This window comes from Vibrio sp. 070316B (assembly GCF_013114115.1).
In the GTDB taxonomy this organism is placed as follows: Bacteria; Pseudomonadota; Gammaproteobacteria; order Enterobacterales; family Vibrionaceae; genus Vibrio; species Vibrio chagasii_B.
In genome coordinates this window covers 53,824-68,260 of sequence record NZ_VTYC01000018.1, presented here as the reverse complement: position 1 = coordinate 68,260, position 14,437 = coordinate 53,824, and the positions used below count along the sequence as shown (strand labels likewise).

The following is a 14,437-nucleotide window of genomic DNA, read 5'->3' as shown; positions in this document are numbered from 1 at the left end:
TAGCGTCTATTAGACACTGAACGATATGAGATATTAAGCAACAGAAGTTTCTGCAGTGCGCTCTTCTTTTGGTTCAGGCTCTAGCGTCATGTTGCTCTCTACGCCGTGCATCCAAGATACAAGCTTACCAGCACAAAGAAGTAGTAAGATGCCGCTGATCGTTGCTGTAATTGCAATACCACTGAAGATTGCCATCGCGCCTAGTTCACCTACATGAGAGCCCACAAGGCCAGCTACGTAGTTTGCAATAGCGTTGAAACCAAACCATGCACCCATCATTAGTGATGCTAAACGTAGCGGTGCCAGCTTAGTCACTAACGATAGGCCGATAGGAGATAGGCAAAGCTCACCAAGTGTATGGAAGAAGAATGCACCTACTAACCACAGCATCGAAGTTTTAACTGTAAGGTCACCACCTTGCTCCATTACCGCGCCCATCATGCAAACGAAGCCTAGCGCCAAGAAGAACAGAGCCATCGCAAATTTAACCGGTGAGTTTGGTTCACGCTTACCTAACTTCACCCAGAATGCAGCAATGATTGGTGCAAGTGTAATGATGAAGAATGGGTTTAGAGATTGGAACCACGCAGCCGGAACTTCAAAATCACCAATCATACGGTCTGTATATTGTTGAGTGTAGATGTTCATTAGGCCGCCAGCTTGTTCAAAGCCTGCCCAGAAAATAATCACGAACAGACCCATGATCAGAATAACTTTTAGTCGATCGAACTCTTCTTTAGTTAGCGGTGCTTTCTCTTTCGATTTACTCAGAGCTTTTGCGCGTGCAGCTGCTGGCACAGAACCGATATTACCCAGCCATGATTGAGCCATCGTCATTTGCATGATTAAGCTAATAACCATACCGATACCAGCCGCTAGGAAACCTGCTTTCCAGCCGTATGACTCAGCCGCAGCACCAGAGATAAGACCACCTAATAGTGCACCTAAGTTGATGCCCATGTAGAAAATTGTAAATGCGCCATCACGACGGTTATCACCTTCTTGGTAAAGGTCACCAACCATAGTTGAGATGTTTGGCTTAAACATACCGTTACCACTGATAAGCAGCCCTAAACCTAAGTAAAGTGCACTTACTTGGTCTAAGCCCATAAAGCCAGTAGGTAGGGCCAGCGTAAATTGACCAAGTGCCATAAGCACGCCACCGATTAGAATCGATTTACGTTGCCCTAGGTAGTTGTCGGCAATCCAACCACCGATTAATGGTGTGATGTAGACCAGGCCAGTGTAGATACCATAAAGATCGAGTGCGTCTTTTGTTGACCAACCCAGCCCGCCGTTGATTGTTGTATCTGTTAAGAATAAAACAAGAATCGCACGCATAGCGTAGTAGGAGAAACGTTCCCATAGCTCTGTGCTGAAAAGTAGAAATAGGCCTCTAGGGTGGCCAAAGATGTTGTGATTGCTTGGCATAAGTTTTACTAATTTTAGTTATTAAAAGATTTTATAGTTACTTATGTATACAGAGTGGGATAAACATCTGCAATAGAGGTATTTTATGGTAACGATAACCTGCATTTTGTAAGTGTATGAAAATTATATGCTTTGTTGGTAATGTCGCCCTTAAAATGCGTGCTGCAAACTAATTTTCCAGATTTGAGCTGGTTGTTAAATGATCTTATTGAAAAAATTCTTGAATATTAAAGGCGTGAGTTATCAATTTTATGTATCCTATCTCCGATAAAGGGAACGGTGTGTTTTATTTTTTGACTGTATATGCTGCCATAGAAGCGCACCTTTTGATTGGCAATAGAACTCTGTACAATGCTTAATCACTTTTATATCTATAATTTTTTGTTGATAAATTGGTTTGCTACGCATAATTTTGTGGCTATTAAGATTCATTTAGTTAATAGCAATTAAACCGTTTTAGGCTTGTGGTAAAATGTCCCCAAAATAGAAAATGGCTAGTTAAATGAAACGTTGGTATTTACTCTACTGTAAGCGTGGCGATCAAAAACGCGCTCAGCAGCACTTAGAGAATCAAGGGGTAGAGTGCTTTTACCCACAAATAGAAGTCGAAAAAGTAGTTAGAGGGAAAGAAAAGGTAGTCAAAGAACCGCTGTTCCCTTCATACGTTTTTGTTCGATTTGATTATGAACAAGGACCAAGCTTTACGACCGTTCGTTCCACACGCGGCGTAGTGGACTTCATTAAGTTTGGAGCGCTACCACATGAAGTACAAGGCGACTTGGTTTTTGAGCTTAAAGAACTTGAGAAGAATTGCACCAATGATGTCGAAGAGTGCTGTGCTGAGTTCGAATCTGGTCAGGTTGTGAAAATTACGAGTGGTCAGTTTGCAGGCATAGAAGCAATATTCCACCAGAAAGATGGCGAGGCTCGCTCTATCATGTTAGTGAAGATGATCAGCCAGGTGGTGCCTATCAGCATTGAGAATGAAGCACTGCAAGCTCAAGCGTAACTCTACATTAAAAAGTGATACACCTAGGCTTAAAATAAAAAGGCGCATAATGCGCCTTTTTTAGTATCTCAAATTTGCCTGAGAGCTTACGCGTTGTAAGCGTCGTTGTGAACCGCTTGAACCGCACGACCTGATGGGTCTACACAGTTTTGGAAAGACTCATCCCACTCAATGGCTTTAGCTGATGAACAAGCGACAGATGGACCACCAGGTACACATTCTGCTGCAGATTCTAGCGGGAACAACTCTTCAAAGATTTCACGGTAAGCGTAGCCTTCTTTAGTCGTTGGCGTGTTGTATGGGAAGCGGAACTGCGCAGTTTCCATTTGCTTGTCCGTTACTTTCGCTTCAGCGGTAGCTTTCAATGTATCGATCCAGTCGTAGCCAACCCCATCAGAGAACTGCTCTTTTTGACGCCATGCAATTGAGTCTGGTAGATAATCTTCGAAACACTCACGTAGGATGTGTTTCTCCATCTTACCGTTGCCACACATTTTGTCTTCTGGGTTTAAGCGCATTGCTACATCGATGAACTCTTTGTCCAAGAATGGTACGCGGCCTTCTACGCCCCATGCTGCTAGTGATTTGTTCGCACGAGCACAGTCAAACATGTTTAGAGCCAGCAACTTACGTACTGTTTCTTCATGGAACTCTTTTGCGTTTGGCGCTTTGTGGAAGTACAAGTAACCGCCAAAGATCTCATCAGCACCTTCACCAGACAGTACCATTTTGATACCCATTGCTTTGATCTTACGAGCAAGTAGGTACATTGGCGTAGACGCGCGAATTGTCGTTACGTCGTAGGTCTCGATGTGGTAGATAACATCACGGATTGCATCCAGACCTTCTTGAATGGTGTATGTCATCTCGTGGTGTACGGTACCAATCTTGTCTGCCACTTCACGAGCAGCGATAAGATCAGGAGCACCTTCTAGGCCAACCGCAAATGAGTGCAGTTGTGGCCACCAAGCTTCAGACTGTTCGTCATCTTCAATGCGCATTGCCGCAAAGCGTTTAGCGACTGCTGAAGTGATAGATGAATCTAAACCACCAGAAAGAAGTACACCGTAAGGTACGTCAGTCATTAGTTGACGCTTCACCGCTGCTTCTAGTGCTTCCGTTAGATCTTCTTTGCTTGTGCTGTTGCCTTGTACTGCAGCGTATTCGTTCCAATCACGAATATAGTAACGTTGTGGCTCTGCATCTTTCGAAGAGTAGAAGCTACCTGGAGGGAACTCGCTGATGGTCTTACATACAGGAACCAGAGCTTTCATTTCAGAAGCAACATAGTAGTTACCGTGTTCATCGTAGCCTTGGTAAAGCGGGATGATACCGATGTGGTCGCGGCCTACTAGGTATTCGTCTTTTTCTTCATCGTATAAAACGAATGCGAAGATACCGTTTAGTTCTTCTAGCAGGTCTGCGCCCATTTCTTGGTATAGCGCTAGGATAACTTCACAGTCAGAGTCGGTCTGGAACTGGTACTTATCTTCATAGCGAGCACGAAGTTCTTTGTGGTTATAGATTTCGCCGTTTACCGCAAGAATGTGTTTCTTGTCTTGGCTGTATAGCGGTTGAGCACCACTATTTAGACCAACGATAGCTAAACGCTCGTGAGCAAGGATTGCTTTGTCACTTGCATAGATACCAGACCAATCTGGTCCACGGTGACGAAGCTTTTTAGACATTTCTAAAGCGATAGGGCGAAGTGCTGCGGCATCACTTTTTATGTCGAGAATGCCAAATACTGAACACATAGAACTTCCTTTTAAATAATTTCTAAATCAACTGTATTCAATTTGCCATTCTGGCTAAAAAAAGCAACCGGATGTGAGCAAAAAAATAATATAAAGGGTGTTATGTTAGAAATTATTTAATTATTTTGTCGTTTTGGTGTTTGGTATCTAAATGCGGTTGCTTTTTTATACAAAAACCTCTCAAAAGTGCGAAAATTCACAGCCTTGAGAGGTTTTTCTGAGAGGGATTTAGGCTAGATTTTGTTGATGTTTGGGTTTAATTGCTCACAAACATGGCGAGCAAAACCACTACCGGCTTCGCTGTAGATATTGAATGCGGCATCAACACCATTCTCTTTCAAGGTTTCGAGTTGATCAGGGTATTCTGCGATAGCTGCGATCTGTCCTTTAAAGTTACGTGACTTTAGTTGATCTAAAGCGGTCTGGTTACCTTGGTGATGTGGCATGGCTAAGATAACCAGCTTTACATTCGCTGTATCTAAGATGCGCTCCCAGAAGTCTGGGTCAGTCGCGTCGCCAGAAATCACGTTTCTACCGTGGCTTCTGTGGTTATGTGCTGCTTCTTCACGAACTTCGACACCTAAACTTACCTTGCCATAGCGAGAGCGTAATTCGTCATAAGCACCAGTACCAATTCGGCCCATACCAAGAATAAGCACTTGGGCACGACCAGGGTCAATTCGCTTATCGCGTCGGTGAAGCTTTTCTGAGGCATGCTCTTTTAGCCATTTACCTGACTGCTGATAAAGCTTGTGACCAGCTCGATTTAAAGGTGCAGCGATTAAGAAAGACAGTGAAACCGCAATCGCGACGGCAACTAGGATATCGCCAGACATCCAACCCATCTTGAAGGCTAGGCCACCAACGATGAGGCCAAATTCGCTGTAGTTAAACAGTGATAAAGAGGCAAGTAGAGACGTTCGAACACGGAACTTGAAGCGGTTAAGCACCAAGAAGTAGAGAACACCTTTCACTGGCAGCATCAGCAAGAACAAGATTGCAAGCATAACGCCTTGAATGGTTGGTTGCTCTGACAAACCAATGTTCAAGAAGAAACAGACAAGGAAAAGCTCTTTAAGGTTAAACAGCGATTTTGATAACTCTGAGGCTTTTGGATGACCAGCAAGCAGCATACCTAGAACAAGAGCGCCTAGGTCTGGCTTAACACCAACCAAATGGAATAAACCAGCACCGACGACTAATGCGAAGAAGATGCCGGAAAGAACCAACATTTCGCCGTGTCCAACCCAATCAAGTATTTTGTAGAACAGTGGGCGTAATAAAGGTAGGGCAAATAGCGCAATTGCATACCACTCTGGTATTTTACCTGTCGAGGCCGTTAGGAATACCACCGCGAAAATATCTTGCATGACCAAGATACCAATCGCCAATGTACCGTAGGTCGCATTCATTTCGCCTTTCTCTTGAAGAGTCTTTACCGCAAATACGGTACTCGAGAATGATAGGGCGAAGCCGAGTAGAACAATCTGCTCGACTGACATAGCTGCCAGTGACGAAATGCCAAGGAACTTAAAACCAAATAGGGCGACGGCAAAAAACAGAGTGGATAAAAGGTTATGTATTGTCGCGCCAGCCCAGATCTCTTTAGAGAGTAGGGTTTTGATATCTAGCTTCAAGCCGATGGTGAATAGGAGCAGGGTGACACCGAGGTCAGCCAAGGTAATGATGGTGTCATTCGTTTCGAAACCAAAGGCAAAAAGCCCAAATCCCGCAACCAAAAAACCAACCAGTGGCGGAAGATGACATTTTAAAGCAATAAATCCTGCGATAAACGCAGTGGATATTAATATAAGTTCCATAACTTGTTGTTGTAGTTCCCTAGCTTAAAAAAACGGGCCGTGTTTTTACAAACACGGCCCGCGGAAAATCAGAATTGTTGTTCTTTAATCTTCAAGTAACTTCTGCAGTAACACACCGTTGAGCATGGCGCGCTTGATCATAGCAAAAGCTCCCATCGTAGGATGTTTATCGATCTGTGATGCTACAATAGGCAGGCCGCTATGGAAAGTCGTTAGCGACTGATTCTCTACATTACGCTTAATTGCAGGGAAAACAATCTCTTGTGCCTTAGTAATATCACCAGCAATGATCACTTTTTGAGGGTTAAATAGGTTGATCGTCATGGCGATCGCTTTACCTAACTGGTTTCCTACTCGAACCAAGCTCTGCTTAGCTAATTCGTCACCATTCATTGCATGGTCGCAAACGTCTTGAATAGTAATACGCTCAAGTTCGGTTAAAGAGGACTCATAACCTTGTTTAATCAGCTTTTGCACGCGCTCTACGATTGCTGGGTTCGCCGCTACCGTTTCAAGACAACCAAAGTTACCACATTGGCACTGTTCACCAAGTGGATCGATTTGGATATGACCGATTTCACCGACGTTACGGTTATGGCCTAAGAAAACCTGGCCGTTAACGATAATCCCCGCACCAGTACCGCGGTGAACACTTACTAAGATAGAGTCTTGGCTGTCTTGGCTCGCGCCAAAGTAGTGCTCCGCTAGTGCCATTCCGCGAACATCGTTGCCAACAAAACAAGCGACATGGAATGTGTCGCGAATAATGTCGCTCAATGCAAGGTTATCGATGTCTGTATTTGGCATGTACTCAACGACACCCGTCGTCGGGTTAACTAAGCCTGGAAGAGTTACGCCAATCGCAATCAGCTGATCGATTTTCGGTTGGTGCTCAGCAATGAAAGCCTTAAGCGTGTTGACCAATCCCTGGGTTAGGTCTGATTGGTCTGAATAATTCAGGTCTTGCTGCTGGAAAGCCAATTCACGACCACCAAGGTCATGAAGGCTAACTTGAATATAGTCTCGACCTAAGCGCACAGCGATAGAGTGGAAAGGCTCTACTTCTGTGGTTAGAGAGATAGCGCGTCTACCGCCAGTAGACGCTTGCTGTGCGACCTCTTTGATTAGGCCGCGCTCTAATAATTGGCGGGTAATTTTTGTAACACTTGCCGGTGCGAGTTGGCTTACATCAGCCACTTGTATACGACTGATAGGCCCTTGTTGGTCTATTAGTCGGTATACCGCCGCACTGTTTAGTTGTTTAACTAAGTCTACGTTACCTATTTGTCCGCCATTCATACTTAATTGTGCTCGTATTGTCCATTAACAACAGTCGCTTTAACGTTAAAGTCTCGGTCAAATACAGCTAGGTTTGCAACCATGCCTTTTTTGATTCGACCTAGCTTGCTTTCTACACCGATAGCCGTAGCTGGGTATAGCGTAGCCATGCGAAGAGCTTCGTCTAAAGCGATACCAGCGTGCTCAACTGTATTCTGAACTGCTTCAATCATAGTCAGAGCTGAGCCGCCCAGTGTGCCGTTTTCATCAACACACTTACCATCTCGGTAATATACTTTCTTACCGACAAAAATAAAGTATTCCATGTCAGCACCTGCAGGAGCTGTGGCATCCGTCACTAATACCAACTTTTCTCCCTTGATTTTGTGCGCAATTCTGATGTTTGCGTAATCAACGTGGAAGCCGTCGGCGATGATGCCTGCGTATACTTCTGGCGTATCGTAAATTGCGCCAACCACACCTGGTTCACGACCAACCATAGGCGTCATTGCATTGAATAGGTGCGTTGCGAATGTGATACCAGATTCGAAACCTTGGCGTGCTTCTGCATAAGTTGCGTTGGTGTGACCGATAGAAACAACAACACCAGCTTTGTGCAGACGCTCGATATGCTCTGGGTCGTTCAGCTCAGGAGCCAGTGTTACTTTCGCAACAAGGTCGCTGTTCTCACAGATAAGCTCAATCATCTCGCTGTCAGACTTACGAATATGATCAACGCTGTGAATGCCTTTTTTTGCAACGTTTAGGTATGGACCTTCAAGGTGAAGACCTAAAGATTGGTTCTGGTATTGGTTGTGGTACTCACGAGCAGCTGTGATAACAGCGCGCATGTCTTCGTCTGAAGAAGTGATCAGAGTCGGTAAGAAGCTCGTACAGCCTGATTTGAGGTTGGCTTTGTGCATGATCTGCATTGTTTCTGCAGTGATCTCATCGTTCAGCATTACACCGCCACAACCATTCAGTTGTAGGTCAATGAAACCTGGGCTTAGGTTTGCTCCGTCTAGGTCGCGAACCTCGATACCTTCCGGTAATTCAGAGATAGGGCAGACTTTTTTGATCAGTTCGTTTTCGATTACTACAGCATGATCGGTTAGAACATCACTACCAGTGTAAATTTTACAGTTACTTAGCGCGTACATAGTCAGCTAATCCTTATTTCGTCAGATCTTTTAAATTCGTTCGTTACCTAAATGTGGACTTAGTTTGCGAGCATCATTTACGTAACGATTTATCTTTTATGGGCAAACGGCTTCAAAAAGGGAAGCGATTTTAAGTGTTTGAAAAATATGTGAACAATTCATTGTTTTTATGATTATGGGTTAAGAAATATCAGTAAGTTAGCTGGCTTTTAAAGCTGAACATAACCCACTCTTGACCCAATAGTTAGATTTGGATTTTATCTATAAATGTTCATTTTTTGAATGATAAAATAAGTTTTATGATCTCGCTAGCAAAAACCTCTGGATTTGGTAAAAACTGGTGATTACGATCACAAATGGTAAGGTTTTAATTTGCGGAGCAAAATTAATTGAATACACTGAATAGGACTAAATTGAGCGACTAAAATAAGTTTCTCAAACGAATTCTAAAAAATCCTATAGGGGGAAACAACTGGTGAATATTCTAGGATATGCACAGAAGCTAGGTAAGGCGTTAATGCTACCTATCGCAACGCTTCCGATTGCGGCGCTTCTATTACGTTTAGGTCAAGGCGATCTACTTGATATTCCATTCATGGCGCAAGCTGGTGGTGCTATCTTCGGTAACCTACCATTGCTATTTGGTCTAGGTATCGCGATTGGTCTTTCTAAAGACGGTAACGGCGCAGCGGGTCTAGCTGGTGCAGTTGCTTACTTCGTTCTAACAGCGACAGCGACAACGATTAACGCTGACGTTAACATGTCTTTCTTCGGCGGTATCTTCGCAGGTATCATCGCGGGTCACTCTTACAACGCTTTCCATGCTACACGCCTTCCTGAGTGGCTGGCATTCTTCGCAGGTAAACGTTTAGTACCAATCATGGCTGGTCTATTTGCACTTGTTGCAGGTGCTGTGTCTGGTGTGGTTTGGCCTGGTGTTCAATCTGGTCTAGACGCACTGGCTCACGCAGTATCAACGTCTGGCGCTATCGGTCAATTCGTTTACGGTACTCTTAACCGTGCACTTATCCCTGTAGGTCTACACCACGTATTGAACTCGTACTTCTGGTTCGGTATGGGTACATGTCAAGAAATCATCGTTGCTGGTCAAGGCGCATTCGCTAACATCACTCAACTTTGTGTTGACCCATCTCTAGCTAAAACTCTAGTTGTTGGCCAAGAGCACACATTCACATTCGCTAACTCTGTAACTCCAGAAATCACTACTGTTGTTAAAGAAGTGACTGACACTGTTAAGTCTGGCGACCTACACCGTTTCTTCGGTGGCGATAAAGGTGCAGGCGTATTCATGAACGGTTTCTTCCCAGTAATGATGTTCGGTCTACCAGGTGCTGCACTTGCAATGTACCTAGCAGCTCCTGCTGAAAAACGTAGCCAAGTTGGTGGTGCACTATTCTCAGTAGCATTCTGTTCATTCCTAACTGGTATCACAGAGCCGCTAGAATTCATGTTCGTATTCCTAGCTCCTGCTCTATACGCAATGCACGCTGTATTCACTGGTCTGTCTCTAGTTGTCGCTAACATGTTTGGTACTCTGCACGGTTTCGGTTTCTCTGCTGGTCTTATCGACTTCGTATTGAACTGGGGTCTAGCAACTAAACCTCTAGTACTTCTAGCAATCGGCCTTGGCTTCGGTGCTCTATACTTCTTCACTTTCTCTTTCGCAATCCGCGCTTTCAACCTGAAATCGCCAGGTCGTGAAGATGACGAAGAAGCTGCAGCTCCAGCTGGTGACGCTCCAAAAGGCGACCTTGCACGTCAATACCTGAAAGCTCTAGGTGGTCACGACAACCTAACTTCAATCGACGCTTGTATCACACGTCTACGTCTAACTCTTAAAGACCGCTCTGTTGCTGACGAAGCAGTTCTTAAGAAGCTAGGTGCTAAAGGTGTTGTGAAGCTAGGTGAAAACAACCTACAAGTTATCCTAGGCCCACTTGCTGAAATCGTAGCTGGCGAAATGAAAGCTATCGGCGCAGGTGAAGACCTATCTGATGTAAAACTTCCATAGTAAGGAAGTACTTAACTGAGCAGTCATTAATACTCTCAAATAAGTGTCAAATTGAAAGCCTCCCATAAGGGAGGCTTTTTTGTATCTGCAGTTTAAGGCTTTGGGATACGGTTCGTTCTATTCTTCATCGAATAGCAGAAATAATCGTAATTAACGGACGGTTCTTATTGTGCAAAGGCGAAGAATTGTGGATGATTAGCAACAATGATCTTTCTATCTAGAGCTGACGCTAAAAGTGGCGCTTGGCTAGGAGATAAAAGATAACTTTCTCTGACAATACTAAATACATAGAGGTGCTATAGATGAGTGAAGCTGAGGCTCGTCCATCGAATTTCATTCGCCAAATTATTGATAAAGATTTAGCGGATGGTACACACAGTAGCGTGCATACTCGTTTCCCGCCGGAACCAAATGGTTACCTGCACATCGGTCACGCTAAATCTATTTGCTTGAATTTTGGTATTGCTCAGGACTACCAGGGACAATGTAATCTTCGTTTCGATGATACAAACCCTGAAAAAGAAGACGTTGAATACGTTGAGTCAATTAAGAATGATGTAAGCTGGTTAGGCTTCGAATGGTCTGGTGACATTTGTTACTCATCAAACTACTTCGATACGCTTTACGCTTATGCTGTGGAATTAATTAATAAAGGCTTAGCGTACGTTGACGAGCTAAGTCCTGAGCAGATCCGCGAATACCGTGGCACGCTAAAAGAGCCAGGTAAAGCAAGCCCATACCGCGACCGCAGCCCTGAAGAGAACCTAGCGTTATTTGAAAAAATGCGTGACGGTGGCTTTGAAGAAGGTAAAGCGTGTCTGCGTGCCAAGATCGACATGAGCTCGTCATTCATGGTAATGCGTGATCCTGTTATCTACCGTGTTCGTTTTGCTCACCACCATCAGACAGGTGACAAATGGTGCATTTACCCAATGTACGATTTCACTCACTGTATCTCTGATGCGCTGGAAGGTATTACGCACTCTATCTGTACTCTTGAATTCCAAGATAACCGTCGTTTGTACGACTGGGTTCTAGATAACATTACGATCGATTGCCAACCTCGTCAGTACGAGTTTAGCCGTCTGAATCTTGAATACACGGTGATGTCTAAGCGTAAACTAAACCAACTTGTGGTTGAAAACCTAGTTCAAGGTTGGGATGACCCACGTATGCCGACTATCTCTGGTTTACGTCGTCGTGGTTTCACTTCTGCGTCTATTCGTGAGTTCTGTAAGCGTATCGGTGTGACTAAACAAGAGAACATGATTGAGTTCGGTTCACTTGAGTCTTGTATCCGTGATGACTTGAACGAAAATGCACCACGTGCAATGGCTGTTCTAGACCCGGTTAAGATCGTGATTGAAAACTACGATGCAGACAAGGTAGAAACACTAACAGTTGCTAATCACCCGAATAAACCTGAAATGGGTACTCGTGAAGTACCGTTTACTCGTGAAGTTTGGATCGAGCGTGATGACTTCCGTGAAGAAGCAAACAAGAAGTACAAGCGTTTGGTTCTAGGTAAAGAAGTTCGTTTACGTGGTGCTTATGTAATTAAAGCAGAGCGTATCGAGAAAGATGCAGAAGGCAACATTACAACTATCTTCTGTTCTTACGATGACGAAACGCTAGGTAAGAACCCGGCAGATGGCCGCAAAGTGAAGGGTGTTATCCACTGGGTATCTGCTGATAAAGCACTGCCAGCTGAGATTCGTCTATACGATCGTCTATTCACTGTTGCAAACCCAGCTGCTGCGGATGATTTCGCTGCAACGATCAACCCAGAGTCTCTGGTTAAGTTGAACGGTTTTGTTGAGCCTAGCCTAGCGGAGGCTGCTGCTGAGCAAGGTTTCCAATTTGAGCGTACAGGCTACTTCTGTGTCGATTCAAAAGACTCTAAAGCAGATGCGCTAGTATTCAACCGCACGGTTGGCCTACGTGATACTTGGGGTAAAGCTGAAGCATAATTGCTAACGCTAACAAGTTGTCTAATAAAAAACCGGCTTAGTGCCGGTTTTTTTGTATCTGAATAATGCGTGGATCTAAAGAACAATCTAGCGGACTTTCAGCCCTATATAAAAAACGCTGACCGAAGTCAGCGTTTGTTTAATTTTTCGGTTTGTGCGCGTCTGGGTTGCCTTTGCAATCACCCGTCATGCTTTTACCGTAAAGGTATAAACTGTGGTTCGTTAGCTGAACGTTATAGCGCTTCGCTATCTCTTTTTGTCTCTCTTCGATGATGTCATCAGAGAACTCGATAACTTCGCCACAATCTAGACATACTAGATGATCGTGGTGGTGCTGTGTTGAAAGTTCAAATACAGACTTACCGCCTTCGAAGTGGTGGCGAGTTACAATGCCAGCATCATCGAATTGGTTTAATACTCGATAAACGGTCGCAAGCCCGATCTCTTCACCTAAGTCGATCAGTTTTTTATATAAATCTTCAGCACTAATATGTTGGCAGTCTGGTTGTTGTAATACTTCTAAAATTTTGAGCCTTGGGAGGGTCACTTTAAGACCAGCATCTTTTAGCGCTTGATTATTGTCTGACATATACTTTCCTGTTGATGATCTGCAGCAATTAACAGAATTCAATATTAATACCATTATAGTTTAGTCAGGCATAACAATAAACCACGAACTTCAAAGGGTTACTAATCAACATCACAATCTGTTTTGTAAATTGGAAGTATCTCACTTATAGTGGAGGTACGACCAGTCAGGGTGGCGGTAATTCTAATATGAACACGGAATGTTGTTATGAATAAGCAACTTGCAAAAATATACAAACCAAACATCGTAAAATTCGCTCTTAATATTTGGCCTCCATTTTGGGGAGCAGGGATAAAGATAGCCCATATTAGTTCAGATTTTAGGGTAGTAAAAACAGTGCTTAAGTTGCGCTGGTGGAACAAAAATGCCAATCGTACTCAGTATGGCGGTAGCATATTTTCCCTCACGGATCCTGTTTACTCATTGATGTTAATGGGAATTTTAGGTGAAAGGTATTATGTGTGGGACAAAGAGGCGAGCATTAACTTCATCAAACCTGGTCAGTCAGATCTGTATGCAGACTTTGAAATAAGCCAAGGTCAGCTTGATGAGATTTACCGTCAGACTCAACTTGGTGAGAAGTGTTTTCCTGAATTTATTATCTATGTCAAAGATAAGCAGGGTAATGTGGTCTCAGAAATTCAGCGTACGCTTTATGTCAGAAAGAAGCCACAATTCAGAGATGATGACGAAGCACTAGAAGCAGAGTGCTAATTTAGACAAACAGATCTTATATAGACAAATAGAAAAAAACCTCCAATTAGGAGGTTTTTTCATATCTAGAGAGTTGTCACTAATTGTAACAATGGACAACTGCCAGAGAATTAGTCTTCAAGCTCTGCTAGACACATCTCTTCGTGGATTTGTTTAACCCAGTTAGATACACGCTCATCAGTTAGCTCTGGTTGACGGTCTTCGTCGATACATAGACCAACGAATTGGCTGTCATCGCCTTCAACTAGACCTTTAGATGCTTCGAACTCGTAGCCTTCAGTAGAAGTGTAACCTAGGATAGTACCGCCTTTCGCTTCAACGATGTCACGGATAGTACCCATAGCATCACAGAAGTATTCTGCGTAATCTTCTTGGTCACCACAACCAAAGATAGCAACAAGCTTAGTTGAGAAATCAATAGCTTCTAGCTCTGGGAAGAAATCATCCCAATCACATTGTGCTTCGCCGTAGTACCACGTAGGGATACCAAGCAGCAGTAGATCGAAGTTATCGATATCTTCTTTGCTGCTTTTTGCAATGTCTTGAACGTGAACGAGCTGTTTGCTCAATTGCTTTTGAATCATCTTAGCAACAGCTTCAGTGTTACCTGTATCGCTACCAAAGAAGAGACCTACACTTGCCATAGAATCATTACCTTTCATTTTGTCTGTTGTCGG

General features: G+C 43.8%; 11 protein-coding genes. 4 read left to right on the top strand and 7 right to left on the bottom strand.

Annotated features, from left to right (window positions below; genetic code table 11):
* Positions 1-33: 33 nt before the first annotated feature.
* Positions 34-1,431: a peptide MFS transporter gene (locus tag F0251_RS14710; protein WP_171731245.1), complete on the bottom strand. Its 1,398-nt coding sequence runs from the start codon at positions 1,429-1,431 to the stop codon at positions 34-36.
* A 502-nt stretch (positions 1,432-1,933) separates the two neighbouring features.
* On the opposite strand from F0251_RS14710, the gene rfaH reads away from it, so the two are divergent.
* Positions 1,934-2,440, top strand: a complete 507-nt coding sequence (gene rfaH, locus F0251_RS14705) for a transcription/translation regulatory transformer protein RfaH (protein WP_171731244.1) — start codon at positions 1,934-1,936, stop codon at positions 2,438-2,440.
* Between the two features lie 86 nt (positions 2,441-2,526).
* Here rfaH and asnB read toward each other — a convergent pair whose 3' ends face one another.
* The 4 genes from asnB to nagA all read right to left on the bottom strand — a co-directional run bounded on the left by asnB (position 2,527) and on the right by nagA (position 8,455).
* Positions 2,527-4,197 (bottom strand): asparagine synthase B, encoded by a 1,671-nt coding sequence (gene asnB, locus F0251_RS14700; protein ID WP_061034164.1) that lies wholly within the window; start codon positions 4,195-4,197, stop codon positions 2,527-2,529.
* A 233-nt stretch (positions 4,198-4,430) separates the two neighbouring features.
* On the bottom strand, positions 4,431-6,017 hold the full coding sequence (locus F0251_RS14695) for a cation:proton antiporter family protein (protein ID WP_171731243.1): 1,587 nt from the start codon (positions 6,015-6,017) through the stop codon (positions 4,431-4,433).
* Between the two features lie 84 nt (positions 6,018-6,101).
* On the bottom strand, positions 6,102-7,316 hold the full coding sequence (locus F0251_RS14690) for an ROK family protein (protein WP_061034162.1): 1,215 nt from the start codon (positions 7,314-7,316) through the stop codon (positions 6,102-6,104).
* Between the two features lie 2 nt (positions 7,317-7,318).
* Positions 7,319-8,455, bottom strand: a complete 1,137-nt coding sequence (gene nagA, locus F0251_RS14685; protein WP_008223817.1) for an N-acetylglucosamine-6-phosphate deacetylase — start codon at positions 8,453-8,455, stop codon at positions 7,319-7,321.
* A 475-nt stretch (positions 8,456-8,930) separates the two neighbouring features.
* On the opposite strand from nagA, the gene nagE reads away from it, so the two are divergent.
* Together nagE and glnS are read left to right on the top strand one after the other, a co-directional pair.
* On the top strand, positions 8,931-10,487 hold the full coding sequence (gene nagE / locus F0251_RS14680; protein ID WP_032498767.1) for an N-acetylglucosamine-specific PTS transporter subunit IIBC: 1,557 nt from the start codon (positions 8,931-8,933) through the stop codon (positions 10,485-10,487).
* Positions 10,488-10,789: 302 nt separating this feature from the next.
* The gene (gene glnS / locus F0251_RS14675) at positions 10,790-12,457 is read left to right on the top strand and encodes a glutamine--tRNA ligase (RefSeq protein WP_061034161.1); all 1,668 of its coding nucleotides are present in this window, start codon (positions 10,790-10,792) and stop codon (positions 12,455-12,457) included.
* Between the two features lie 139 nt (positions 12,458-12,596).
* On the opposite strand, the gene fcrX is transcribed toward glnS, so the two are convergent.
* A complete protein-coding gene (gene fcrX, locus F0251_RS14670; protein ID WP_004737897.1) occupies positions 12,597-13,046 on the bottom strand; it encodes a ferric iron uptake transcriptional regulator FcrX in 450 nt (149 codons plus the stop codon).
* Positions 13,047-13,253: 207 nt separating this feature from the next.
* Here fcrX and F0251_RS14665 point away from each other — a divergent pair, with 207 nt between their 5' ends.
* The gene (locus tag F0251_RS14665; RefSeq protein ID WP_004737898.1) at positions 13,254-13,760 is read left to right on the top strand and encodes a DUF4442 domain-containing protein; all 507 of its coding nucleotides are present in this window, start codon (positions 13,254-13,256) and stop codon (positions 13,758-13,760) included.
* A 110-nt stretch (positions 13,761-13,870) separates the two neighbouring features.
* On the opposite strand, the gene fldA is transcribed toward F0251_RS14665, so the two are convergent.
* Positions 13,871-14,404, bottom strand: coding sequence for a flavodoxin FldA (gene fldA / locus F0251_RS14660; protein ID WP_004737899.1), 534 nt, complete (start codon positions 14,402-14,404; stop codon positions 13,871-13,873).
* Between the last annotated feature and the right edge of the window lie 33 nt (positions 14,405-14,437).